General features: G+C 42.4%; 15 protein-coding genes, 7 tRNA genes and 1 other RNA gene. 19 read left to right on the plus strand and 4 right to left on the minus strand.

The features are described from left to right. Nucleotides 1-36: 36 nt before the first annotated feature. A complete protein-coding gene (locus NH454_RS09405; protein WP_253038846.1) occupies nucleotides 37-2,799 on the minus strand; it encodes an ATP-binding protein in 2,763 nt (920 codons plus the stop codon). A 344-nt stretch (nucleotides 2,800-3,143) separates the two neighbouring features. Here NH454_RS09405 and NH454_RS09410 point away from each other — a divergent pair. From NH454_RS09410 to NH454_RS09455, 10 genes are all read left to right on the plus strand, one after another. Continuing rightward, nucleotides 3,144-3,219, plus strand: a tRNA-Phe gene (locus NH454_RS09410). 63 nt (nucleotides 3,220-3,282) lie between these two features. Further along, nucleotides 3,283-3,358, plus strand: a tRNA-Thr gene (locus NH454_RS09415). A 35-nt stretch (nucleotides 3,359-3,393) separates the two neighbouring features. Beyond that, nucleotides 3,394-3,469: transfer RNA gene (locus NH454_RS09420), tRNA-Phe, on the plus strand. Nucleotides 3,470-3,526: 57 nt separating this feature from the next. Next, nucleotides 3,527-3,602: transfer RNA gene (locus NH454_RS09425), tRNA-Thr, on the plus strand. 106 nt (nucleotides 3,603-3,708) lie between these two features. Then, nucleotides 3,709-3,784 (plus strand) — tRNA-Phe (locus tag NH454_RS09430). Nucleotides 3,785-3,835: 51 nt separating this feature from the next. Then, nucleotides 3,836-3,911 (plus strand) — tRNA-Thr (locus NH454_RS09435). Nucleotides 3,912-3,937: 26 nt separating this feature from the next. Continuing rightward, a tRNA-Phe gene (locus NH454_RS09440) sits at nucleotides 3,938-4,013 on the plus strand. 426 nt (nucleotides 4,014-4,439) lie between these two features. Then, nucleotides 4,440-5,846, plus strand: a complete 1,407-nt coding sequence (locus tag NH454_RS09445; protein ID WP_253038850.1) for an efflux transporter outer membrane subunit — start codon at nucleotides 4,440-4,442, stop codon at nucleotides 5,844-5,846. Nucleotides 5,847-5,848: 2 nt separating this feature from the next. Further along, nucleotides 5,849-7,087: an efflux RND transporter periplasmic adaptor subunit gene (locus NH454_RS09450; protein ID WP_253038851.1), complete on the plus strand. Its 1,239-nt coding sequence runs from the start codon at nucleotides 5,849-5,851 to the stop codon at nucleotides 7,085-7,087. Beyond that, nucleotides 7,087-10,167: an efflux RND transporter permease subunit gene (locus tag NH454_RS09455; protein WP_253038852.1), complete on the plus strand. Its 3,081-nt coding sequence runs from the start codon at nucleotides 7,087-7,089 to the stop codon at nucleotides 10,165-10,167. The genes NH454_RS09450 and NH454_RS09455 overlap by 1 nt, the downstream gene beginning before the upstream one ends. A gap of 516 nt (nucleotides 10,168-10,683) precedes the next feature. Here the strand turns inward: NH454_RS09455 and ssrS are convergent. After that, nucleotides 10,684-10,867, minus strand: a non-coding RNA gene (gene ssrS, locus NH454_RS09460) — 6S RNA. A 194-nt stretch (nucleotides 10,868-11,061) separates the two neighbouring features. Between ssrS and NH454_RS09465 the strand changes: the two genes are divergently transcribed. The 5 genes from NH454_RS09465 (at nucleotide 11,062) to nagP (ending at nucleotide 16,837) form a co-directional block, all read left to right on the plus strand. Next, entirely contained in the window at nucleotides 11,062-11,625 is a 564-nt protein-coding gene (locus NH454_RS09465) for a UPF0149 family protein (protein WP_135925810.1), read from the plus strand. Between the two features lie 20 nt (nucleotides 11,626-11,645). Then, a complete protein-coding gene (gene pepP / locus NH454_RS09470; protein WP_138558705.1) occupies nucleotides 11,646-12,971 on the plus strand; it encodes a Xaa-Pro aminopeptidase in 1,326 nt (441 codons plus the stop codon). A gap of 8 nt (nucleotides 12,972-12,979) precedes the next feature. Continuing rightward, the gene (gene ubiH / locus NH454_RS09475) at nucleotides 12,980-14,161 is read left to right on the plus strand and encodes a 2-octaprenyl-6-methoxyphenyl hydroxylase (protein WP_253038853.1); all 1,182 of its coding nucleotides are present in this window, start codon (nucleotides 12,980-12,982) and stop codon (nucleotides 14,159-14,161) included. Continuing rightward, nucleotides 14,158-15,324, plus strand: coding sequence for an FAD-dependent monooxygenase (locus tag NH454_RS09480; protein ID WP_253038854.1), 1,167 nt, complete (start codon nucleotides 14,158-14,160; stop codon nucleotides 15,322-15,324). Before ubiH ends, NH454_RS09480 begins: the two co-directional genes overlap by 4 nt. Before the next feature lie 208 nt (nucleotides 15,325-15,532). Further along, nucleotides 15,533-16,837 (plus strand): N-acetylglucosamine MFS transporter NagP, encoded by a 1,305-nt coding sequence (nagP, locus tag NH454_RS09485; RefSeq protein ID WP_055198117.1) that lies wholly within the window; start codon nucleotides 15,533-15,535, stop codon nucleotides 16,835-16,837. A gap of 634 nt (nucleotides 16,838-17,471) precedes the next feature. On the opposite strand, the gene NH454_RS09490 is transcribed toward nagP, so the two are convergent. Next, nucleotides 17,472-19,622 (minus strand): TonB-dependent receptor, encoded by a 2,151-nt coding sequence (locus NH454_RS09490; RefSeq protein ID WP_253038855.1) that lies wholly within the window; start codon nucleotides 19,620-19,622, stop codon nucleotides 17,472-17,474. Nucleotides 19,623-20,274: 652 nt separating this feature from the next. Continuing rightward, complete coding sequence (locus tag NH454_RS09495; RefSeq protein ID WP_054560757.1) at nucleotides 20,275-21,120, minus strand: LysR family transcriptional regulator; 846 nt, start codon at nucleotides 21,118-21,120, stop codon at nucleotides 20,275-20,277. Nucleotides 21,121-21,244: 124 nt separating this feature from the next. Between NH454_RS09495 and NH454_RS09500 the strand changes: the two genes are divergently transcribed. The 4 genes from NH454_RS09500 to gcvP all read left to right on the plus strand — a co-directional run bounded on the left by NH454_RS09500 (nucleotide 21,245) and on the right by gcvP (nucleotide 26,601). Then, nucleotides 21,245-21,844, plus strand: a complete 600-nt coding sequence (locus NH454_RS09500; protein ID WP_062570363.1) for a hypothetical protein — start codon at nucleotides 21,245-21,247, stop codon at nucleotides 21,842-21,844. Between the two features lie 180 nt (nucleotides 21,845-22,024). Further along, nucleotides 22,025-23,107: a glycine cleavage system aminomethyltransferase GcvT gene (gene gcvT / locus NH454_RS09505; RefSeq protein WP_199526747.1), complete on the plus strand. Its 1,083-nt coding sequence runs from the start codon at nucleotides 22,025-22,027 to the stop codon at nucleotides 23,105-23,107. Nucleotides 23,108-23,158: 51 nt separating this feature from the next. Beyond that, on the plus strand, nucleotides 23,159-23,548 hold the full coding sequence (gene gcvH, locus NH454_RS09510; RefSeq protein ID WP_062570365.1) for a glycine cleavage system protein GcvH: 390 nt from the start codon (nucleotides 23,159-23,161) through the stop codon (nucleotides 23,546-23,548). Nucleotides 23,549-23,712: 164 nt separating this feature from the next. Continuing rightward, a complete protein-coding gene (gene gcvP, locus NH454_RS09515; RefSeq protein ID WP_235382793.1) occupies nucleotides 23,713-26,601 on the plus strand; it encodes an aminomethyl-transferring glycine dehydrogenase in 2,889 nt (962 codons plus the stop codon). The last annotated feature ends 44 nt before the right edge of the window (nucleotides 26,602-26,645 follow it).

The raw sequence follows: 26,645 nt of genomic DNA on the forward strand, positions 1-26,645 counted from the left end.
GTAAAAAGGGCCGTTATGGCCCTTTTTTGATAAGTACTATTTGTTTTCTTGTTCGGCTTTTTGTATTTGCTCTTTTATATATTGAGCGACTTTAGAGTATTCAATTTCATAATTATCTCTAAGCTCAATTAATTCATCACTTGTAGGGTCTTCATTTTTACAGCGATGTTCAAATTGTTCAGCCAACTCAGCGACTTTCATTGCACCTATCGTTTTTGAGATAGATTTTAACTGGTGGCATGAGTTTATTATTTTCTCAAGATCAAGCTCGATAACCCCTGCATTTACTTCACGGCTAAGTTGATTACTTTGCTCTAAATACATTTTATAAAAGCGTAGCTTTTTAGCTTCATCATTATTTACGTATTTAGATAATACGCTCATATCAATAGGGATTGCAGGTTTAGGTGGGGCCAGTTTCACCTCTTCAGGGTTAGCTTTATAAGCACATTTATGAAGTGCGGCTTCAAGTACGTTTAACTCAACAGGCTTTGTTATATAGTCATTCATTCCTACATTTAAACAGCGCTCTTTTTCGCCTTTAAGAGCGTTTGCTGTGATAGCAATTATGTAAGGTTGAGCATTAATGTCTTCGAGTTGAGATGCTTCATTGCGGATCTTTTCAACCATGTCATACCCTGACATTTTTGGCATGTGCAAATCAGTTAAAATAATTGAGTGATGGCCTGCTCGCCATATATTAAGACCTTTTTCGCCATTTTCAGCAAGCTCAACACCATAGCCTAACAAGTGAAGTTGATCTGTTAACACTTGCTGGTTTAGCACATTATCTTCTACTAAAAGCACGAGTTTGTTTTCGTCACGAGCTTGGTCAACGCTCAAGTAATCATTGAAAGATTTGGTTGAGACAACTTGTTTAGGTGTGTGTAAACCCGCAGCCACTAACAGCGACATCATGAAGTTTGACTTACAAAATGGTGACGCATTTAAGTAGAAGATATTTTTATGATTTACCGCCGCTTCATCTAATTTACTCAACACGATAACTTGCTGGTTATTATCTTCTAGTGTGTAGAGTAAACGGCGCAAGATATAGTTAATATCCTCCATTCCCTCTATACCATCGAGGATCCAGATAATGTTTTCGTTATCTTGTTCCGCCTCTATTAAATCATTGCTATCGGCAAAAACATGAGTCGCTCCCATAAAAGATAAATAACGGGCAAGCAAAGCTTTACGGCCGCTATGTTGTGTTACCACAACAACACGATGGCCTTTCATTGTATGTCTGTGGGCGAGATCTACTTTACCTTCGGTGCTAAATGGTAAATTGACAACAAATTCACTACCAATACCTAAGTCACTACTAACAGAAATACTGCCCAACATAAGTTCTGTTAAGCTTTTACAAATTGATAATCCTAAACCGGTACCACCATATTCTCGAGTAATAGAGCCTTCGGCTTGAATAAAGGGGTTAAAAATTTCACGAAGCTGGGCTTGCGTCATTCCTTTACCATTATCAGAAACAGTAAAACGCAATGTGTAATGATCGGTTGTGTTCTGAGCAACCTCAACAGATATTTTTACATGACCTTTTTTGTTTTCATCTGTGCTTGTGAACTTAATAGCATTACTACATAGGTTATAGAGTACCTGACGAACTCGAACGGTATCGCCGATTAAGTTTGTGGGAATATCGGGTGCTATAGCAAGTTCAAGTTCAAGGTTTCGTTTTTTTGCAACTGATGACAGAACGCGAGCTACTTCTTCAACAGTATCCGAAACAGAAAATGGAATATTATCTATATTAAGCTTACCTGCCTCAATTTTCGAGAAATCGAGAATATCGTCTAAAATACCTAATAAAGAAAACGCAGAATCACGGATAATAGTACTTAGCCTGTGCTGGGCACCATCAAGCTCAGTTTGGCGAAGTAAATCAATGGTACCAATCACACCATTCATCGGTGTGCGAATTTCGTGACTCATGGTTGCCAAGAAGGTTGTTTTGGTCTCATTCGCTTGTTCTGCTTTTAAAGTTGCTTGTTCAAGCGCGAGAGTTCTGTTGTGTACTTCTGTTTCTAGGCTGCTTTGTAGTTTTTGCAGATCGGCTTGCGCTGCTTTGTTTTCTTTAATTGCGGATTGAACCTTTCTCAGCAATTGATTGATATTTTCAGCAACAATATCTAATCCGAACTCAAGATTCTCTGTAACATGCGTGTTGTAGTCTGCATTATTCGTGATCGCAATTAACTCTTGGCTTAAAGAGCCGCTACTTTTAGTAAAACGCTTATTGATAAATATACTCATCGCAATTGACAAAATTATCAGCGCTAATACAGCTAAAGCGGCTAAAGCATATGAAATCCCAGCTGACTGAACTACAGGCTGTTCAGTTGGATGCTGTTTAACTATAAGCTCGCCGACTGGTTGGTCGTTAAACTCAAGTACAGTATGAACAAGCATGTTTTGTTCGAGTTGCTGATTAACTTTACTTGCATCAATTCGCTCTTGATTACTTGCAAACACCAGTGAGACATCACCATTTACTTCATATCGGTATAAGTAGTAATCAAAATTATTGTTTAGCAACAAACTAACATCTAATACCTCTTTTACTTTATCTTGTCCTGGCATTGTTAATGCGCTTACCAAAGGAGCTGATAACTGAGATGCAACTTGTGATGCGGTGAGTTTGGGTTGTGATGTTTGTTTTTCAGAATTGTTGGAAGGGTAAAAAGCTAGAGCAGTAACTGCTAAAAGTGTGATAACAAGATTCGTAATAATAAAAAGCGGTAACAGGCCTTTTACAGGAGAAGTTGATTTACTTCGCATAGCTTTAATCCAACAATTTATACTGCAATAGTAGGTATATTCTTGATAATTAGATAATCCTACCATCAATGAAGAAAAATTCACCACGTTTTTAGACTAGGAAATTGATTAAAAACATAAGACGTTGTAAAAGCGCATAAGTTTGTTGAATAAATAGTCTAAAAACCATTAAAAACAGCAATCTTGATTGAAAACTGTGCAAACAGATAGAATCCTCAAAAAATAGTTGACTTGAGAAGGCAAAACCCGTTTAATACGCCGCACGCCCAGATAGCTCAGTCGGTAGAGCACTGTGGAAGTTGTATTGAAAATCCGTTGAGGTTTTCCTGTTAAAACCGAAGTTTGCCCAGATAGCTCAGTCGGTAGAGCAGAGGATTGAAAATCCTCGTGTCGGTGGTTCGATTCCGCCTCTGGGCACCATTATTTATATATTGGTGCTTAAGACTAAGCATCAGTATCGTGCATAGCACACAGATTTAGTGTGCCGACTTAGCTCAGTTGGTAGAGCAACTGACTTGTAATCAGTAGGTCATCCGTTCAACTCGGATAGTCGGCACCATTTATTTAAACATCAAGCTTCTAGCTTTTTGTTATGCCCAGATAGCTCAGTCGGTAGAGCAGAGGATTGAAAATCCTCGTGTCGGTGGTTCGATTCCGCCTCTGGGCACCATTATTTGATAATCTCTTTTAAAGTGATTATAGTGCACAGCGCACACGATTTTAGTATGCCGACTTAGCTCAGTTGGTAGAGCAACTGACTTGTAATCAGTAGGTCATCCGTTCAACTCGGATAGTCGGCACCATTTATTTTTAAACGAAAGTTTAAAATGCCCAGATAGCTCAGTCGGTAGAGCCATCGGGAATTGCATTGAAAATCCTTGTTGATATTCTGCATAAAATTAAATTTTTGCCCAGATAGCTCAGTCGGTAGAGCAGAGGATTGAAAATCCTCGTGTCGGTGGTTCGATTCCGCCTCTGGGCACCATTATTTATAATCACAATGTGATTAAGTGCTAAACGCACACAGATTTAGTGTGCCGACTTAGCTCAGTTGGTAGAGCAACTGACTTGTAATCAGTAGGTCATCCGTTCAACTCGGATAGTCGGCACCATTTATTTTTAAACGAAAGTTTAAAATGCCCAGATAGCTCAGTCGGTAGAGCAGAGGATTGAAAATCCTCGTGTCGGTGGTTCGATTCCGCCTCTGGGCACCATTGATTCAAAGCCTCGCAATCGCGAGGCTTTTTTGTTTCTGTTTCCTTGTAGGTTGGGTAGAACGGAGTGAAACCCAACGAACTCAGAGTTATCAGCCATCAGATTTAAAAAATACGAGTTAGCAAGGAGAAAGAGTAAAGTTAGCAAGTTACAAGGAACTAGACTCGAGAAATTGGAGGCGTTTCAACACCAAACTCGTAGCAGCGGGTTTCCCCCGTGTTATCAAACTAAATTCTTCACCATTTAAACCATTTCTATGCGGTATAAAATCGCTACAATTTTGTAAACTCGCAGCTTATCCCTATTTTTCTACAGTTCATCCTTACCAAATACCAGACTGTGTAATGTTATGTAAAGTCAGTTGAGCAAAACTTAAGGTAGTGCTTGAATTACAATCATAAATAGATGTTTTTCAGGTTTTTAGAATGAATTGGCAATATAAGCCGAGTTTATTGGCTTTAAGTGTAATTTTGCTAAGTGCATGTGCAAGCCAGACGACTCATAATGAACGAGTCGCTGAGCTTGAGACCTTACCAAGTGCATGGCAGCAATTACCTACGGACAACAAATTTCTTGCTGTTGAAGATAATTGGTTGCAGCAGTTACAGGACCCTCAAGTTTTTAATTTAGTTGAGCAAGCATTAGCCCATAACCAAGCAATTTTACAAGCAGGTTATGATGTGGCGATTAAAGAGCAACAGCTTATTGCTGCTGGGGCCGATTTATGGCCAAGCCTTGATTTATCAACACGAGCGAGCCGTAGTAAAGATAATCGCCCTGTTAGTTATAACAACGCTAGTTCAGCATCATTAGAATTAAGCTACGAAGTTGATTTATGGGGTAAATTATCGGCCTCTGAACGGCAAGCAAACCTTGAATATTTAGCTGAAAAAGCCACATTTTCGCAAAGTAAACAACAATTAGTAGCTGATGTGGTTTCGGGTTGGTTTGATGTAATTACTAACCACAAATTACTTGAACTATATAAGCAGCGCGAACAAAACGCCGAGAAAAACTTAGATATTATTGAGTCGGGTTATCGTCAAGGTTTAAATGAAGCGCTTGACGTTTACCTTGCCCGTAATGAGCTAAATACTGAGCGCTCGAATATTGCTGCACAGCAAGCTACCTTAACTAAATCAATTCGTGATTTAGAGCGTTTAACAGGCCAATATCCTGCTGGGGCATTATCGGTTAGTGCCGATTTGCCACTACTTGAGAACACAATTCCTTTGGGTTTACCTTCAGAGCTTATCACCCGCAAACCAGCGTTAATGGCAAGCTGGTATCAGTTGTTAAGTACTGATGCAGGACTTGCTTACGCGCACAAACAACGTTTTCCGAGTTTGAATCTTTCAGCATCTATCAGTGATAGCACAGATAGAGTGAGTGATTTATTTTCGCCTTCAAGCTTAGCTTGGTCACTGATAGGTAGTATTTCAATGCCGCTTTTTGAAGGTGGTCGCTTAAAAGCCAATGAAGAGCAGGCAAGGCTTAGCGTTAAACGTCAGGAGCAAGCTTACCTTGCCACACTCTATGATGCATTTAATGAAGTTGAAACTGCAATCAGTCAAGAGCAAGCCTTGAAAGTGCGTTATGAAAAAACCTTAGAAGCACAAGAAAATGCGATTGCCGCAGAGCGTTTGTCTTTTGAGCAATATCAAAGTGGTTTAGTAACATACACGACAGTGCTTGATGCGCAAGATCGCTCTTTTAACGCGCAAAGCTCTGTTATCGAACTCAAAAACCAACTTATTAAAAATAGAATCAACTTACACATTGCCCTTGGCGGTGACTTTAGTGAAGCAAATAGCGAAGTAGCAGAGCAATAATCATGAATACTAAGACACGTAAAATATTAATTCCAGTTATTGTCATTGTTGTGACAGTATTACTCGTCATGTTTATTAAAGGTAACCCGCCGCAAGCAAATCGTTTTTCTTCACCACCGAAAGCGAAAGTAAATGTGGCTGTTAAAACCTTAACGCCAGAAACTTATCAAGTGATGATTGATAGTTTTGGTACCGTAAAACCGCGAACGCAAAGTATGTTAGTCGCGCAAGCATCAGGGCAAATTATTGAAATAAGTGAGCAATTTCGCGAAGGTGGCTTTTTTGAAAAAGGCGATGTGTTGTTGCGATTAGATGATAGAGATCACCGTGCCGAAGTAAAATCAGCGCAAGCGGCCTTATTAACAGCCGAGCAGGGTTTACTTGAAGAACAGGCTCGTGGTCGGCAGGCCGAAACTGACTGGAAGCGCTTAGGTAAAGGTGAGCAAGCAAGTAGCTTGGTACTTCGTAAACCACAATTAGCAGCAGCCGAAGCCAGTGTGTTGTCTGCGCAAGCGACACTTGAAAAAGCGAAACTTGATTTAGAGCGTACAAAGATCACAGCACCATATGCGGGTCGTGTTTTAAGTCGTAGCGTTGATTTAGGCCAAGTGGTGAGTAATAACATGGAGCTTGCCAGTATTTATGCTATCGATAGAGTTGAGATCCGTTTACCAATCAAAAATAAAGACTTACCGTTTATTAATTTGCCAGAGCAATTTCGTGATGGGGCTAAAAATAGCGCGGGTTCATTAGTTGAATTCAGCTCAGACCTTGTTGGTAAACAGCATTGGCAAGGTCAAGTTATTCGTACTGAAGGCGCTATAGATGAAAATGCGCAGCAGCTTTATGTGGTTGCGCAAATTAACGACCCTTATAAAGCCACGACTGTGAATCAGTATCCAATTAAAATTGGTCAGTACATCAAAGCACAAATTACTGGTAAAGCTATTGAAAATGCCATTGTGATCCCAAATAGCGCAATTTACCAAGGCACCTATGTTTACGTAGAAGAGCAGGGTGTACTGCGTCGTAAAAATATTGCACTTGCTTGGCAAAACGCTAACCAAGCTGTTGTCGCTGATGGTTTGTCTGCAGGCGATAACTTGGTGATTACACTGCTTGGTCAAGTGAGTTCTGGTACGCAAGTTACCGTTATGGGTAGCGAAGAGTATCAGGCAACCAGAGGAAAAGCTAAGCGTTCAAGCAATCAACAGCCGCCTAAAGAGCAAGGAGCGCAATAATGATTGCTTGGTTTACAAAGAATCATGTTGCAGCAAACTTATTGCTGATCAGCATTTTATTAGCGGGTTTATTTAGCGTTTCGACGCAAATACCACTTGAAGTGTTTCCATCGTTTGAGTCTGACCGAATTAGTGTCAGTGTATCACTTCGAGGATCAACTCCTGAAGATGTTGAAAAAGGGGTATCAATTCGCATAGAAGAAGCGGTGCAAGATCTTGAGGGAGTTAAGCGTATCACTAGCCGCTCTTCTGAAGGTTCTTCTTCGGTAAGTATTGAAGTTGAGACTGGGTATGATCCTAGGGAGCTTTTGGCTGACATTAAAAGCCGAGTAGATGCAATTAACACCTTTCCCGTCGATGCTGAAAAACCAATAGTTTCGCTTGCTGAATGGAAGCGAGAAGTAATTGCCGTTTCTGTTTCAAGTATTTATGGCGAAAAAGAAACCCTTGAATACGCAGAAACCGTGCGTGATGAACTACTGCGTTTACCAAGTGTAACTCAAGTTGAGCTAAGTGGGGTTCGTGATTACGAAATAGCAATAGAGGTGAGCCAAGATACCTTACGCCAGTATGATTTAAGCTTAGCTGACATATCATCAGCAATTCGCAATTCTAGTACTGATGTTTCTGCCGGTAACTTAAAAACAGAAGGGGGTGATGTACTCATCCGCTCGAAAGGCCAAGCTTATCGCAAAGATGAATTTGCTAATATAGTGGTAAAAAACCAAGCTGATGGCACAATTATTCGTTTAGGTGACATTGCTCGTATTAGCGATGATTTTGAAGAAACCCCTGTTCGCACTCGCTTTAATGGTAAGCAAGCTGCATTTATTGATGTGTATCGTATTGGCCCGCAAAGTGCGATTGAAGTTGCTGATGCGGTAAAAAATTACATAATTGAGCATCAAAGCCAGCTTCCTGAAGGGTTTGAGTTAAGTTATTGGGATGATGACTCAGAAGTTGTAAAAAGCCGAATAGCAACGCTTACCAGTAACGCAATTCAGGGCGGAATTTTAGTCCTTGCACTACTCACCTTATTCTTGCGTCCAGCCATTGCATTTTGGGTATTTATTGGTATCCCAGTGTCGTTCATGGGCGCGTTTTTAATGATGCCGATATTTGGTATCACACTTAACGTTATCAGTTTATTTGGTTTTATTTTGGTACTCGGTATTGTTGTTGACGATGCCATAGTTACCGGTGAAAACGTCTATACCCACTTAAAAACAGCAGAAAGTGGTGAGCAAGCCGCTATTCGTGGAACGCAAGAGGTGGCAACTCCAGTCACCTTTGGTGTACTTACAACCGTTGCGGCATTTTTACCTCTCGCTTTTATTGAAGGTGCTCGAGGCGCCATTTTTGCACAAATTCCTGTCGTGGTTATTCCGGTTTTACTGTTCTCTTTGATTGAGTCTAAGTTTGTATTACCAGCACACTTAAAATACTTAAAGCTACGTCATGAAAAGGGCGAGCCATCGAGACTAGAGCGCCTTCAACAGCGTTTTGCTGATGGTTTTGAACACGCAATAATGAAGTATTACCAACCATTATTGAATCTAGCTTTAAAGAATAAAATGGCTACGGTTAGCTTATTTGTGGGGATTTTTGTAATTATTGTTACCTTGATCACAAGTGGTTGGACTAAATTTACCTTTTTCCCGCGTATTCCTAGTGAAACTGTACGTGCATCCGTAACTTTCCCTGCGGGAACACCGTTTGAAGTGACCAATAAATACGTCATTAAAATGTCAGACAAGGCAAAAGAATTACAAGATAAATACCGCGATGAAGACGGCCAAAGTGTAATTCTAAATATTTTGGCAACCACAGGTGGCCGTGGTGGTTCGTCAAATACCGGTAGTGTTAGATTTGAGATCATGCCAGCAGAAAAGCGTGAATCAGATATAGGCTCACGAGAACTTGCCAGCGAATGGCGTGATCTTATCGGTATTATACCGGGAGCAGAGAGTGTCACTTTCCGTGCTGAGTTTGGCCGAACATCTAGCCCGATTGATGTACAGCTAAGCGGTAGCTCAATCGACACCCTCGAAGCAGTTGCTGAAAAAGTTAAAGTGCGTTTATCGACGTATCCAACTGTGTACGAAATAGCCGATAGCATGTCAGATGGTAAAGAAGAGTTGCAAATTGAGCTGACAGAGCAAGGTTTAGCGCTTGGATTAAACCGTGTTGATGTATCGCAGCAAGTGCGTAACTCGTTTTTTGGTGCGCAGGTACAGCGCATTCAACGTGGGCGTGACGATGTGCGGGTAATGGTACGCTTACCGATTGAAGAGCGTCGCTCGGTTGCAGACTTAAAAGACATACTTATTAAAACACCTGCTGGTGGGACTGTGCCGCTTTCGCATGTGGCTACTTTAGTGCCGGGGCAAAGCCCATCGTCTATTTACCGTATTGACCGCTATCGAACATTGAATGTCACAGCTGATGTTGAAAAATCAAATACCAATATGACGGTACTACAAGCAGACTTAAAAACTTACTTAGATGAGCTAATGGTGCAATACCCAGGTGTTGATTACACACTCGAAGGTGAGGCCAAAGAGCAGCGTGAGTCATTTGGTTCACTGGCTTGGGGCCTCGTGTTTGTATTCTTTATTATTTATGCGTTATTAGCGATACCGTTTAAGTCGTATACCCAGCCATTGATCGTGATGAGTGTTATTCCGTTTGGCATGATAGGTGCGGTAATGGGCCACTGGGTAATGGGTATGGAGTTAACCATTATGAGCTTACTTGGCATGTTAGCCTTGATAGGCGTGGTAGTGAATGACTCACTGGTACTGGTTGATTTTATCAATAAGAAGCGTGAAGAAGGCGGTGACTTACTTGAAACTGTTAAGGTTGCAGGGGCAGCACGTTTCCGCCCAGTTATGTTAACCAGTTTAACCACCTTTATTGGTTTAATGCCATTGCTATTTGAAAAAGCAACGCAAGCACAATTCCTTATTCCTATGGCGGTAAGCCTTGGCTTTGGGATTATCTTCGCAACGCTTATCACCTTGCTATTAGTGCCAGTTAATTACCTATTAATGGAGCGCTTTCAGGGATGGTTTAAGTAGGGGCGATAGATTGAAAACATGTGTGTTGGGTAGAGTGAAATGAAACCCAACACACAGGAGCTATCAGCTTTAAGCCGTCAGCTATCAGAAAAACATACAAGTTAGCGAGTTAGCGAGGGGAAAGAGTAAAGTTAGATTGTGCCTGGACATTGCTATGGCTAAACCCGATACCGTAGGCGTGAAATTTATTTCGCGCGATATTTCTTAAATAACGGGTAAGTAGTAGGTCGGGCTTTAGCCCGTCAATGTTAGTGATTATGTGTCGCCATAAATGACGACCTACAGTGCTTGACTCATTAGCTCGTAGGTTAGTTAGAGTAGAGCGAAACCCAACGTTTGAAGCCGTCAGCTATCAGATAAAAACAAATAAGTTAGCGAGTTAGCAAGGGGAAAGAGTAAAGTTAACGAGTTTCGAGATGTAGGAGGCGTTTCAACGCCGAAAACTAAAAGGGAAATATAGGGAAAGTATTGATAACTTGAAACTTGAAACTTGAAACTTGAAACTAAATAGAAATGGTGTTCCCCAAGTATGCGGTGCCCGGTGTCAGTCCTGAAACCTTGAGGTTTCAGGGCGGGGATCTGCGGTCTACCGTAGGCTTCTCGGTACATGCCGAGCTTGCACAATAGTAAACGAACAGAAACCCTAACATAAAATTTATCGGCTCAGGGACTTAACCAAGCTCCTGCACCCTAGGGAACACCTTCAGTATATAAGACAAGTTTCAATCCTTAAACCATAGAAGCAAAAAAAGCGGATCGTTCGCGTAGTTTTTCCCCACCTTTAACTGCTTATTTACTTTTCAGATTGCTTTTTGACCTCAATCATACAATTAATTGGAGTTGCGATTTATCGAGTGGTAGCATGACGTTACTTAGCCGAACAAAGAAAAAGTTATGAGCACGTTACCTGATTACCAACAAGCCCAATTGTTATTAGAAAAAAATGAAATTTTTGTCGCACCGTCAGAAGCCCATGGTGTGATAAGTGGTTTATTAGCCTGTGGCATCAATATTGAAGCCGATGAATACTTAGGTTTATTAAGTGATGTATTCAACGATGGCCAAGCTTTTAGTAAAGATTTAAAAGCATTTTTTGCTGATGTATATTCTCAGGTTGTTGCCAGTTTTAGTGATGAAGAATTTCAGTTTGACCTATTTTTACCAAGCGATGATGAAACACTGATCGATTTAGCCAATGGCTTAGTATCTTGGGTATCGGGTTTTATGCTTGGTTTTGGTTTAAAACAAAAAGATTACGGCAAGTTATCAGCTGATGTGAAAGAAGTGATCAGCGACTTTAGTGAAATTACCCGCCTAGACACCATGTTTGAAGAGACCGAAGAAGACAGCCAAGCACTGCACGAAGTGATTGAGTATGTGCGTGTTTCTGCATTGCTATGTTTTGCTGAGCTAGGTAAAGAGCCAGTAGGAAAAAGCACTAAAAAGACCCTTCACTAATCAAATTACAGAGGTTTAGCATGTCGTCTATTGCTATCGATAAAGCTGAATTTAAAGCCCGTCGTGAGCGCTTGCTTGCGATGATGGATAAAAACAGCGTGGCTATTATTCCAGCTGCTGGAGAAGTAACACGCAGCCGTGATACTGAATATGCATTTCGCCAAGACAGTGACTTTTTCTATCTTACTGGGTTTAACGAACCAGATGCGGTTTTAGTGCTTTGCCCGTCGAGCGATACACCAAGTACGCTTATTTGCCGTAACAAAGACAAACTAGCTGAAATTTGGCACGGCCGTCGAATTGGCTTCGAAAAAGCTAAATCTGAGTACTTATTCGACGCAACTTGCCCACTAAGTGAACTAGATGAACAATTATTAGATTTGGTGAACGGCCAGCAGATTTTATTTTATGCACAAGGCACTTACGCAAATTTCGATGCAAAAATTTGGGATTTATTAAGCACACTTCGCAGCGCACCTAAAAAAGGCTACAAAGCCCCACACACCATTAAAGATATTCGTGGTTTAGTGCATGAAATGCGGTTGTTTAAATCTGACGCAGAATTAAACATTATGCGCACAGCGTGCGAAATTAGTGCACAAGGGCATATTCGCGCTATGCAGTTTGCCAAACCAGGCGCAACTGAATACCAATTAGAAGCAGAGCTTCATCATCATTATGCAATGAATGGTGCTCGTCACCCTGCTTATGGCACGATTGTCGGCAGTGGCGACAACGCCAACATTTTGCACTACACACAAAATGATGCTGAGCTAAAAGATGGCGATTTAGTATTAATTGATTCTGGCTGTGAACTTGAAGGTTATGCGGCAGATATCACACGCACCTTCCCAGTCAATGGCAAGTTTAGCGAACCACAAGCGGCGCTTTACAACATTGTATTAGCAGCCCAAGAAGCAGCATTTAGCCAAGTTAAGCCGGGCGGTAGTTTATCGAAAGCCAATGAATTAGCCTCAACGGTACTGACGCAAGGGCTTATTGATTTAGGCATTTTAACCGGCGAGCTTGATGAGCTAATGGCAAACCAAGCGTGCAAAGCATTTTACATGCATGGTCTTGGTCACTGGCTTGGGTTAGATGTGCACGATGTTGGCGAATATAAGCTTGATGAAAAAGAGCGCGTATTTGAGCCGGGCATGGTGCTAACTATCGAACCGGGTTTATATATTAGCGAAGATGCAAAAGCACCAGAGCAATATAAAGGCATCGGTATTCGTATTGAAGATAACTTACTTGTCACTGAAGATGGCCATGAAAACCTGACCATTTCGGTTCCTAAAACCATTAGTGACATTGAAGCAGTGATGCAAGCAAATAAAGGCTAGGAGCAAGCGTGGCAAAGCAGTTTGATGTTGTCATTATCGGCGGTGGAATGGCGGGAGCAAGTTGTGCTCTGGGTCTAAAACAGAGCAATAAACAGTTATCAATCGCTGTAATTGAAGCAAGTGAAGTAAGCGCAGACTATCACCCAAGCTTTGATGATAGAAGCATTGCGCTGGCTCAGCAGTCTGTTCAGTACTTAAAATCAATCAATGCTTTTGATTGCCATGCGCCATTTGCAGCAGCGATTGAAAAAGTAACCGTATCTGATCGTGGTCATTTTGGTAAAACGCATATTGATTGCCAAGAATATGGTCATGATGCTCTTGGCTATGTGGTTGAAGTGAATCCATTTGGGCGTAGTCTTCACCAGCAACTTACTCGTACTGATGTTAGTTTGTATTGCCCAGATACGGTTGCCAAGCTTGAATACCAAAGCGACTGTGCCATCATCACGCTAAACTCGGGTGAGCAGTTAAGCGCAAAACTTGTGGTGATTGCCGATGGCGCTCATTCGCAAAGTCGTAAACTGGCTAATATTGAGTTTAATACTCGCGCTTATCAGCAAGCGGCGATTATTGCCAACATCGAAGTGGCTGGTGGTCATCATCATCATGCCTTTGAGCGTTTTACCGAGCACGGCCCAATGGCACTGTTGCCAATGAGTAACAACCGATACTCACTGGTATGGTGTATGGAGCCTGAGCAAATTGAGCACCATATGGCACTTGAAGACGATGCCTTTTTAGCTGAGTTGCAAAAAGCATTTGGTTACTGCGGCGGCTCATTTAGTAAAGTGGGTATGCGTGCAAGTTATCCGCTTGTCTATGGTAAAGCAGAATCACTGAGCAGCCACCGTACGGTATTAATTGGTAATGCAGGCCATGCAATCCACCCAATTGCCGGACAGGGCTTTAATTTAGGTCTGCGTGATGTGCAACTACTGTGTGATATGGCAAACCGAAGCGACCTTGGTGATTACGCCTTTACCCGTTATTACAGCCAAACTCGCAGTAAAGATATTACGACCGTGATGACACTCACAGACAGCCTAGTGCGTTTGTTCTCAAACTCATCGCGATTGCTTGCGCTTGGTCGCAGCATTGGTCTTTTCTCAATGGATTTATTCTCCTCGTTAAAAACCCCGCTGGCAAAACAGCTTATGGGTCAGGTTAAGCAAGGTAAACGGATATGAAACAAGCACAAGTTTGTATTGTCGGTGGTGGCTGTGTTGGCCTTACGCTAGCACTAGGTTTAGCAAAAGCAGATATCAGCGTTGTGGTGATTGATGCGAGTAAAAATCAAACCTTACCGGGTGATGATTATGCACTTCGCGTGAGCGCATTAAGCTTGGCTAGTCAGGGCTTATTCGAGTCTTTAAATGTATGGCCAGAGATCATTAAACAACGTGCTACACCCTATACCTCGATGGATGTACGTGATCAAGACAGCTTTGGTAAGATTCATTTTGATCATAACGATCTCGACTTACCGCAGCTCGGTCATATCGTCGAAAACGACATTATTCGCTACGCTTTAATTAGCGAACTTGAAAAGCAAAGTAATGCCACTTTATTGTTCGAAACTCGCTATCAGCAAATTCATCAAACCGACTCTGATGTGTTTATTACTCTTGAAAGCGGCGAGCCTGTTATTGCTAAGTTATTAGTGGCGGCTGATGGGGCTAACTCGGCTATTCGCAAGCAGTTCAATATGCCAATTACTTTTAAAGATTATGACCATCACGCCATTGTTGCCACGGTTAAAACCGCTGATGAGCATAACAACACAGCACGCCAAGTGTTTTTGCCAACCGGGCCGCTGGCGTTTTTACCCTTGCCAGATAAACATACGCACTCAATTGTTTGGTCAACAAGCCCAGAGCATTGCGACACACTTTTAGCGCTTGATGATAGCCACTTTAATAAAGCGGTTATGGCAGCCCTCGATGGCCAATGTGGTTTATGTGAAGTGCAAAGTGAGCGCATGGCGTTTCCACTTAAAATGCGTTATGCCCAGCAGTGGCTGTCGGGCAAAGTAGTATTAATGGGCGATGCAGCGCATACCATTCATCCATTAGCTGGTTTAGGTATGAACCTTGGCCTAAAAGACGCCGCTTATTTAATTGAGCTATTAAGTAATGATCAAGGCGAGTTTGCAAGTGCACGCACGCTGCGTGATTATGAACGTACTCGTAAGCTTGATGCACAAAAACATATTGCCATGATGCAAGGCTTAAAAGAGCTATTTGCGGGCGCTAATCCATTGAAAAAGCTTGTACGTGGTGTTGGTTTAAGCCTTGTAGACAACCTTGGCCCCATTAAACATTTGTTCGCCAAAGAAGCAATTGGTAAATAACACCTAACTAGTTGTTACTATTTAGTTTAAGCCGCAGCTAAGCAATTAGCTGCGGCTTTTTTGCACTTATATGAACGTAAAATGATAGCGCTGTCATTTTTGTTAGTGTATGATTAAATTTTTGTGATTGGTATGGAAATTAAACAGCTCTGTTGAGTTGTATACTAGTTTTCAACCAAATAAAAATAATTAAACTAAGAGAACAATTATGGAAGCAACGGTTGAGTGTGACAACAACACAAAACAAAGCATCTGGCTGCCAATGGTATTGGCCGGCTCAATGTTTTTTATCTTAGGGTGTATAACGTGGCTTAATGGTGCAATTACACCATTTTTGCAGCAAATGCTTGAGCTTTCGCCGTTACAAGCTTCGTTTATCATCTCTTCTTTTTATATTGCGGTAACAGTTGCCGGCATACCATCAGCTATGCTGATCAAGCGCGTTGGTTATAAGAATGGCATGGCGATTGGCTGTGCGATTATGGCTTTATCGGCGCTGATGTATATTCCGGCTGCGAAACTGCAAATGATCGAAATTTTCTTGTTTGCACAATTAATGATAGGTGTTGGACAAACCGTACTACAAACCGCTGTTAACCCATACGTGGTTAAAATGGGCTCTGAGAAATCAGCCGCTGTGCGGGTGTGTATCATGGGCTTATTAAACAAATTTGCGGGTGTTATAGTGCCTGTTATTTTTGCCGCTGTAGTTGTAAGCGGTGTTGTTGATGGCGCAGGTAAATTATCGCAAGAACAAAAAGACATTATGGCAAATAGCCTTATCATGCCTTATGTGTTGATTGCCGCTTTAATTATGTTATTTGCAGCATTTGCCAAATTTGCACCATTGCCTGATTTAGTATTTGATGAAGACGAAACATCAAACGGCAAAGGCGAAATTAAAGAAACCCTAGCACACCCTCACTTAGTTTTAGGTGTAGTGGGGATTGCGCTATACGTTGCTGTTGAAGTTATTGCAGCAGACACCATTGGCTCGTACGCATTACAAATTGGCGTTGCTGACTACTCAGTTATGACCTCTTATACCATGGCATGTATGTTGATTGGTTACGCGATTGGTATTTTAACTATTCCACGCTTTATGAGCCAACAAACGGCGTTATTAATGTCGGGTATTGCCGGTATTATTACCGTGTTGTTAGTGGTACTTGGTAGCAATGACTCGTTTATTATTTCAAACCTATTATTAGTGCCATTTGGTGGCCCACAATTACCAGACCCATTGTTATGCATTGCGTTACTAGGCTTTGCTAATGCTATGGTTTGGCCTGCAATTTGGCCACTGGCTTTAGCTGGCTTAGGTCGCTTAACAGGCACCGCATCAGGCTTATTGATCATGGGTATTGCTGGTGGTGCACTAGGCCCATTATTAATTGGTTTAGGAAACGTAGCAGGCCTAGGCGCACAAGGCGCTTACATTGTGATGATCCCAAGTTATGTATTCATTTTATTCTACGCCTTAAAAGGCCATAAGATGAGAAGCTGGAAGTAATCCAGTAGATTATTTTCAAGTTAGGCAAAGCCGCGGTACGCCCATCACCGCGGCTTTTTTTGATCTTAAACTAAAGCTAACAGCTTTCAGATTCAAAGTTAGCGAGTTAGAAAGAGTAGAGGGGAAAGTTTGCGATGTGCGAGTTGTAGGAGGCGTTTTAACGCCGAAAAAATGGAGATATTAGATATCAGTGGTTAGAAGTTAGATTAGATTGTGCCTGCGCATAGTTAAATTGAACTGCTCATCCGTAGGCGTGAAATTTATTTCGCGCGATGCTTATTTAACCACAAAAGCAACACGTAGGTCGGGCTTTAGCCCGTCAATGTTAGCGGTTATGTGTCGCCATAAATGACGACTTACAGTGCTTGATTCATTAGCTCGTAGGTTGGGAAGAGCGGAGCGAAACCCAACGTTTCAATATTTTTTTCACAAAGAGAAGACAATGAGAAGAGAATGAGAAAGACCATAAGATTATGCAGTTTTTCCTCTAAAGCGCAGCGCCTCTTATCCTCTTTGTGAGCATCCATTGAGTCACGCGATATAAAATCGCGGCTACAATCTCGCTAACTCTCACCCACAAAAAAGCCGTGGGATTTTCATCACACGGCTTTTGATATTTCGCTAAGTCGTTTTATTAGAACGAGTAGCTGTAACCTAGTTGTAGGGTACGTGGTTTACCTGGTTGAATACCGCCATTTGCACGGTTTGCAACGTAGGTTTTGTCAAACAGGTTGTCTACTGTTAGGTATACTCTTTGTTTGTCGTCGATTAGGTATTTAGCCGCTAAATCCCACACAACTCGGCTGTCGATTGCATTGCGACCTGAGCTAGTTAAGTCTGCGTGTGCATCAGACACATAACGCATTTGCGTATCGAATACAAAGCTTGAGAACTCAGCACCCACTGAAAGCGCTAATTGGTTTTCAGGCACGTATGGCATTGCATCGCCTTTTTCTACGCTACCCCAAAGATCTGATTCAAACGCGTTGTCGAACTCAGAATCCGTGTAAGTGTAAGTTAAGCGAACTGGGAACGAAGCTGCATTAGTAGCAAATACTTTACCTGCACTTAGCTCAAAGCCAGACACAGATACTTCACCGTAGTTGTATTGGTCGCCAATGTTGTCATCGCTACAACCTACAGCCGCAGTACAGTTACCGTGCATGTTTGTGTAGTCAGAGTTAAAGTAAATTACTTCACCTTGAATACCCGCGTAATCGTAACGACCACCTAGCTCAATGTTAACACTCTCTTCTTCTTCTTGATCCGCATTACCCGGTGCTGCTGGTGCGTAACCTTTTTGAATACCAGCAAGAAGCGTTAGGTTATCGCTTACAGTGTAAGTCGCACCTAGTGATGGTACTAAGATCTCAGTGTCGTTGCTGATGTCTTTTGTTAGGCCATTTTCACGGTTTGGATCAGACTTAGCCCATTCAACACGTTTGATTGTGATGTCTTCGTAGCGAAGACCTGCGCTAATAACTAATGCATCAAGTGACCACTCATCTTGAATGAATAGGGTAGTCGCTTCTGCGCTATCTAAACGGTTGCTGTTTGAACCTGGAACGCCTTTTTCTGTAAGCGTCATTGATAGGTCTTGGTTAAGCGTGTACTTGTCTTCCCATTGGAAACGATCCATTTCATCTTCATGGTAACGTGCACCCACAGTGATGTAGTGGTTGCCCGCTGGGATATGGAATTCAGTTTGTAAGCCTTTCGCTTGGTAATCACGGTTATTCGCTTTTACGCCAACACCTTCAATACCTTCGCTCGTTGGGTTTGCTTCAAACTCGCTGTATTGCTCAAGGTAGCTGCTGCTTACTTTGCTTGCTTTATACCAGTTACGGTGGAAATCGTTTAGGTAAGCTGTAGCAAGTAACTCGTAACCTTTACCAAAGCGGTATGCATAGTTGATTTGGTATGCATTGTGTTGTGTGTTCATCTCATCGTTTTGTGATGCAGCATAACGACGGTAAGGATTTTCTTGGTAATCAGCGTCAGTTAAACCCATGTACGTTTCGTCAGATCGCTCGTCTGAGTACTTTAACTTCATTTCTAGGCTGTGTGCTTCGTTATCACCAAAGTCAAAGCCAAACTTTAATAAGAAATCGTTCTTTTCGAAGCCTGTGTTGTCACTACCAACTGGTAAATCCTTAAAGCCATCTGCACCGTAAGTGAATACTTCTACAAGGCCGGCAGCATTGTTTTTCTTTTTACCGAAGTAAGCATGACCTTTGTAGAAACCGTCGCTACCAAGTTCAGCGTTAAGTAAACCTTTTGAACCTTCAGTTGGTAAGCTACGAGAAACTAAGTTTAAAACACCGCCTGTTGTACGAGGGCCATACTTAACAGATGCCGCACCTTTAAGTACTTCGATTGACTCCATACGACCCATAGTAGGGAAGTAGTAAGCAGAAGGCGCTGAGTAAGGTGCTGGTGCTACAAGTACACCATCTTCCATTACTGAGATTTTGTCGTTACGACCCGTACCCGTACCACGCATACCGATGTTAGGACGAAGGCCATAGCCGTCTTCTTCTTGTACATATACACCTGGTACAGCACTTAAAACACGAGAGATATCAGTATATTCAAACTTTTCTAGTTCTTGCTCATCAATAAAAGTAGCAGAGCCAGGAATATCGTTAATTGCAGATGCAGAGCCAATTACAGTGATTTGCTCGAAGTTTTTCTCTTCTTTAGTTACATCTTTTGCAAAAGCATTAGCGCTTAAAGATAAAGCGACCGCAGTCGAAAGCGTAGAAACAATAAACTTAGGTGTCATTGTGTGTCCTGTGTATGTTTAGATTTTTTTAACCGGCGCAATTAAAACATGTAAAATAATGCGAATCAATCCTATTTGTAATAAAACAGGTATGAACTGTAAGTTTATGAATTAAATCGCTTATAAGAAATACAGTAGTATTGTATTACGATATCGGGTTTGGGGTGGTGTTAAGTAAAACTTAATAGGTGGAGCGAAACACAACGTCTCGAGTCGTCTGCTATCAGATTCAAAAGTTAGCAAGTTAGAAAGAGTAAAGGAGAAAGAAGCTATAACCTTTAGTTAGATTGTGCCTGCGCATAGTTAAATTGAAATGCTCACCTGTAGGCGTGAAATTTATTTCGCGCGATGCTTATCTAAACCACAGAAACAAGATGTAGGTCGGGCTTTAGCCCGTCAATTTTAACTATTATGTGTCGCCATAAATGACGACTTACATTGCTTGATTTATTAGCTCGTAGGTTGGGAAGAGCGGAGCGAAACCCAACGTTTCACTATTTTTTGCACAAAGAGAGGACAATGAGAAGTGAATGAGTAACCCAATAAAACTATTAGTTACTTTCCTCTAAAGCGCAGCGTCTCTATACCTCTTTGTGAGTATTTATTGAATTACGAGATATAAAATCGTTTTTACAATTTTGAAAACTCACACCTACGTCAAACGCAAGGCGATAAATTCGGCGAGTTTATCTACGGCGGTGCCGGGGTCGTCGGTGCGTTTAATTAAACTAATACCTATTTGACCAAGCTCGGGGAGGTCTTTGGTTTGTAGTTGGTAGTTAAGCTCATTCGGTACGGTGCTTTTTGCGAGTACCGTAATGCCTAAGCCTTCTTTTAACGCCGCAGTTAGGCCGGTTAAGTCGGCATTACTGTAGGCAATGCGGTATTTAATACCCGCACTTTGTAGTGCTTCGATTGCGCGGCGACGATAAATACATCCCTCTGGGGCGGTTACAAGCGTGACCACATCGTTCTGTGCAAGGTTTAAATCACCTACCCATACTAGTTGGTCTTGCATAAAAATAGGGAATTTGGCAGATTCTAGCTCTTCGTTTAATGCCAGCACTAAATCGAATTGATCTTGGCGCGAGACCGACAACAAATGTTTACTCAATCGAGAACGCACTTCGAGTGATACGTCAGGGTAGAGGGCCACGAAGTCACCAATAATTGAAGGTAGAATACGTGCGGCAAATTCACTGGGGATCCCCAAGCGCACTTTACCGGTCACGTTTTCGCTGGTGAACTGCTGCAAAATAGCATCGTTTTGTTGCAGCATTTGCTTAGCTAATGGCATGAGCAGTTCGCCATATTGATTAAGCACTTGGCGCTGGCCTTGCTTTTTAAACAGCTTATGGCCCAGCATGTCTTCTAGGCGCTTTATTTGTAAGCTCACAGCTGGTTGCGATAGCCCCAATAATTCACCTGCTTTGGCAAATCCGCCAACTTCAACAACGGTGACTAAAGTACGTAAACTATCGGTAGAAATGTTTTTCATTAAAAAATTCTATTTATAGGGCTATATATATAAGCATTATTTATCAATTGATAAATAATTACAATTTGTTGTTGCTAGCACGGCGCAATATACTTCAGCCATTAATGATTGATAGGTGTCACATATGACTTTTACGCCAATAATGTTTGCTCGCCACAGCCAAGCTGAGACCCCAGCAGACAACGTGCTACAAGCTAATAACGATACTGCCATTATGGATTTTAGTGGCACTGAAGCAATCCCATTTTTAACGGCTATTTTAGGTCTTGATATTAATAAGCTAACCGCCAGTGGGTTAGGCTTACGTAGTTCATTAGACGATGACCTAACAAGCAGCTACGCTTATGCCCTGTATTACTTTAACGAAACTGCATTTCGTTTTGTGTTAGGTAAAGATGCCAGCGTGCAATTACAGTCGCTTATTAATGAGCAACAACTTCGTTACGACATTGATTATGTAATGCGTGACGATTTAAGCGCGCTAACCCTCAGTGGTGAGCAAGCGTTTGACGCCTTGGTCGACAGCTTTAAGCTAACGCCAGGACTGCGTTTATCAGACATGCGCAGCTGCTATGGTGCACAAAGCGGTGAGGTATTTATTACCGCCATAGATAACCAAGCAACACAGCAATTTCAGCTGGTGGCGCGCCAAGCAGAGCTTGATAAATGGCAAACGCACTTACAGCAGCTCGGCTTTGATTTAGCCTTAGCCAACGTTGCTTAAAAGATAAAATTTTTAAAACAGCTACGCACTTGGGTGTTTAGCTGTTTTTTAGTTACAAAATCGCAATTTGGGTGTGACAACTGTGCAACTAATGTATAATCGCCGCCCATGTTATTCCCCCTCATTAAATTGAGGCCACGCCCCACAACTTGTGGGTTAATTTAAAAGTGAAGGAATATTATGACTTCTAAAACAGTTTTACATGCTAAGCACCTTGAAGCTGGCGCAAAAATGGTTGATTTTCACGGCTGGGAAATGCCAATCAACTACGGCTCACAAATCGAAGAGCATAATGCGGTTCGCACAGATGCAGGTATGTTTGACGTATCTCACATGACAATTGTTGATGTTCAAGGCGATCAAGCGCAAGCGTTCTTACGTAAGCTAGTGGCAAACGACGTTGCTAAGTTAACTGTACCGGGTAAAGCACTTTACACAGGTATGCTTAACGAAGAAGGCGGCGTAATCGACGACCTTATCATCTATTTCTTCTCAGAAACGAACTACCGTTTAGTTGTTAACTCAGCAACACGTGAAAAAGATCTAGCGCATTTAGCTAAAGTTTCGGCTGATTTCGCCGTAACGGTTACTGAGCGTCCTGAGTTTGCAATGATTGCCGTTCAAGGCCCTAACGCACGTGCCAAAACAGCAACAGTACTTAACGCAGAGCAACAAGCTGCTGTTGAAGGTATGAAGCCTTTCTTTGGTGTGCAAGCAGGTGATTTATTTATTGCGACAACAGGCTATACTGGCGAAGATGGTTATGAAATCGTAGTACCTAACGATCAAGCTGCTGATTTATGGCAACAACTTCTAGACGCAGGCGTAGCGCCAGCGGGTCTAGGTGCACGTGATACGTTACGTCTTGAAGCAGGTATGAACCTTTACGGCCTAGATATGGACGAAAGTGTTTCTCCACTTGCTGCAAACATGGCGTGGACAATCGCATGGGAGCCAGAAGATCGTAAGTTTATCGGTCGTGAAGTATTAGAACAGCAACGCGCTGACAAGAGCACAGACAAACTAGTTGGTTTAGTGCTTGAAGAAAAAGGCGTATTGCGTAGCGGTTTAAAAGTCATCGTTGAAGGTGGTGAAGGGGTGATTACCTCTGGTACATTCTCACCAACTCTTGGTCACAGTGTTGCGCTAGCACGCGTTCCGCGTTCAACTGGCGAAACAGCCCAAGTAGAGATGCGTAAGAAACTGGTTAACGTTAAGGTTGTTAAACCTTGCTTTGTACGTAACGGCAAATCAGTTATCTAAACTAAAAAAAATTTGGTGTTATCACCCAATATAAACCAAAGGAACAAAAAGATGAGCAATATCCCAAGCGAATTAAAATATGCTACTTCACACGAGTGGGTTCGCGACGAAGGTGACGGTACGTTTACTGTAGGTATCACTGAGCACGCACAAGAACTTCTTGGCGACATGGTATTCGTTGAATTACCAGAAGTTGGTGATGAAGTTGACGCGGGTGAAGACTGCGCAGTAGCTGAGTCTGTAAAAGCAGCATCAGACATCTACGCACCAATCGGTGGTGAAATCGTTGCAATCAACGAAGATCTTGAAGATTCGCCTGAAACAGTAAATAACGACCCGTACACTGACGGTTGGTTATTCCGTATCAAAGCATCTGACACATCAGAGCTTGATAACCTGTTAGACGCTGAAGGCTACGCTAACACAATCGACGAAGACTAATTAATTAGTCACGCCGACTAAAAGCCCCTCATAAGTGGGGCTTTTATGATTTTATAGCTTACCTTTCCATACGCTGTAAGTTACTAAATCAACACGTTTTTAAGTTATTGCCAGTTACCCATTGGCAGTAACCACTTTTTTTTGGATCATAGGAATCTGGACAAATGTCAAACGCCAAATCTCTTGAACAATTAGAGCAAAAGCAAGATTTTATTCGCCGTCACATTGGGCCAAGCCCAGCGCAAGTAAGCGACATGCTGAGCGCTCTTGGAGTATCGAGTGTTGAAGAGCTGATCGGTCAAACGGTACCTGCAAGCATTCGCTTAGAGCAAGGTTTATCAATTGGCGAAAGCCGCACTGAAGTTGAAACACTAAGCTACTTAAAATCAGTAGCAAGCAAAAATAAAGTGTTCAAATCATACATCGGTCAAGGCTACCACCCAACTCACGTACCACACGTAATTTTACGTAACGTACTTGAGAACCCAGGCTGGTACACTGCGTATACACCATACCAACCAGAGATTGCACAAGGTCGTTTAGAATCATTATTAAACTTCCAGACTATGACCCTAGACCTAACTGGTCTTGATTTAGCAAGCGCGTCATTACTTGACGAGTCAACGGCTGCGGCAGAAGCAATGGGCCTTGCAAAGCGTGTTGCTAAGTCTAAAGCAAATGCATTCTTCATCGCTGATGACGTGCACACACAAACAATCGACGTTGTTGCAACACGTGCAGAGCAGTTCGGTTTTGACGTTATCGTTGGTAAAGCAGCTGAAGCACTAGACCACGACATTTTTGGTGCGTTATTCCAATACCCATCAACAACCGGTGAAATCACTGACGTAACCGATTTAATCGCTGGCGTACAAAGCAAAAAAGCGATTGCCTGTGTTGCTGCAGACATCATGAGCTTATTACTGCTTAAAGCACCAGGTAAACTAGGTGCAGACGTAGTGCTTGGTTCAGCACAGCGTTTTGGTGTACCTATGGGTTACGGTGGTCCACACGCTGCATTCTTCGCAACACGCGACAAGTACAAGCGTTCACTACCAGGTCGTATTATCGGTGTTTCTAAAGACCGTTTAGGTAACGACGCACTGCGTATGGCAATGCAAACACGTGAACAACACATTCGTCGTGAAAAAGCCAACTCAAATATTTGTACAGCGCAAGTACTACTAGCGAACATGGCAGCGTTCTACGCGGTTTACCACGGTCCACAAGGCCTTAAAACTATCGCTGAGCGTATCCACCGTTTTGCAGATATCTTAGCGGCAGGCTTAAAATCAAAAGGCTTAAACCTTAAGCACGATACATGGTTTGATACGCTAACTGTTGTTGCAGATAACAAAGACGAAATCGTTGCACGTGCAGTAGCAAACGGCGTTAACTTTGCGTCTAACCGCGCAGGTGAATACTCAATTTCTGTATCAGAAACAACAACTCGTGCAGACGTAGCTGAGTTATTCGACATCATCTTAGGTGAAGATCACGGCCTAAGCGTTGACGCACTAGCAAACGAAATCGAAGTAAACGGCAGCAACTCAATTCCTGCAAGCCTAGTACGCGATGACGAAATTTTAACGCACCCTAACTTCAACTCGTACCACAGCGAGACTGAAATGTTGCGTTACATCAAGCGCTTAGAGAACAAAGACTTAGCGCTTAACCACTCAATGATCTCATTAGGTTCATGTACAATGAAACTTAATGCGACAGCTGAGATGATCCCAATCACTTGGCCTGAGTTTGCAAACTTACACCCATTCTGCCCACTTGATCAGGCAGCGGGTTACCAAATCATGATGACTGAGTTACATGATTGGTTAGTAAACATCACAGGTTACGATGCAGTTTCACTACAACCTAACTCAGGTGCACAAGGTGAATACGCAGGCTTAATCGCGATTCGTAAATACCACGAGTCACGCGGTGAAGGTCACCGTAACGTATGTTTAATCCCAAGTTCAGCGCACGGTACAAACCCAGCGTCTGCACAAATGGCAAGCATGAAAATCGTGGTTGTTGACTGTGATAAAAACGGTAACGTTGATATGGCAGACCTTAAAGCGAAAGCTGAAGAGGTATCTGAAAACCTATCTTGTATCATGATCACTTACCCATCTACACACGGTGTTTACGAAGAAACAATTCGTGAAATCTGTGACATCGTGCACCAGCACGGCGGTCAAGTGTACATGGACGGCGCAAACATGAACGCGCAAGTTGGTGTTACAAGCCCAGGTTCAATCGGTTCTGATGTATCGCACCTTAACCTACACAAAACATTCTGTATTCCACACGGTGGTGGTGGTCCAGGTGTTGGCCCAATCGGTGTTAAATCTCACCTAGCGCCATTTATGCCTAACCACAGCGTAATTAATGTTGCTGGCACAAACATCGGTAACGGTGCGGTTTCTGCTGCCCCTTACGGCTCAGCAGCTATTTTACCAATCTCGTGGGCATACATTGCCATGATGGGCTCTGAAGGCTTAAAACAAGCAACAGAAATGGCTATCGTGAACGCTAACTACTTATCTGAGAAGCTAAGCGAGCACTACCCAATTTTATACCGTGGCCGTAACAACCGCGTTGCGCACGAGTGTATTGTTGACCTACGCCCACTTAAAGAACAAACAGGCATCTCTGAAATGGACGTAGCTAAACGTCTACAAGACTACGGCTTCCATTCACCAACGATGTCATTCCCAGTAGCTGGCACACTAATGATTGAGCCAACTGAGTCTGAGTCTAAAGTTGAGATCGACCGTTTCATCGAAGCAATGGTGTCAATCAAGTCAGAAATTGACCGTATTGCATCTGGCGAATGGTCAATTGAAAACAACCCGCTAGTGTTTGCACCGCACACACAAGCAGACGTACTAGGCAATGAGTGGGATCGTGCATACGACCGTTTCTACGCAGCATTCCCAGTACCAAGCGTAGCAAAAGACAAATTCTGGCCTACTGTAACCCGTATTGATGACGTATACGGCGACCGAAACCTAGTTTGTTCATGCCCAGCGGTTGAGACATACCGTGACTAAGGTTTGATTAAATGTCACTTTCGAATGAAGTTTGAAACTACAAA

It is taken from the genome of Pseudoalteromonas sp. Ps84H-4 (assembly GCF_024124645.1).
GTDB lineage: Bacteria > Pseudomonadota > Gammaproteobacteria > Enterobacterales > Alteromonadaceae > Pseudoalteromonas > Pseudoalteromonas lipolytica_C.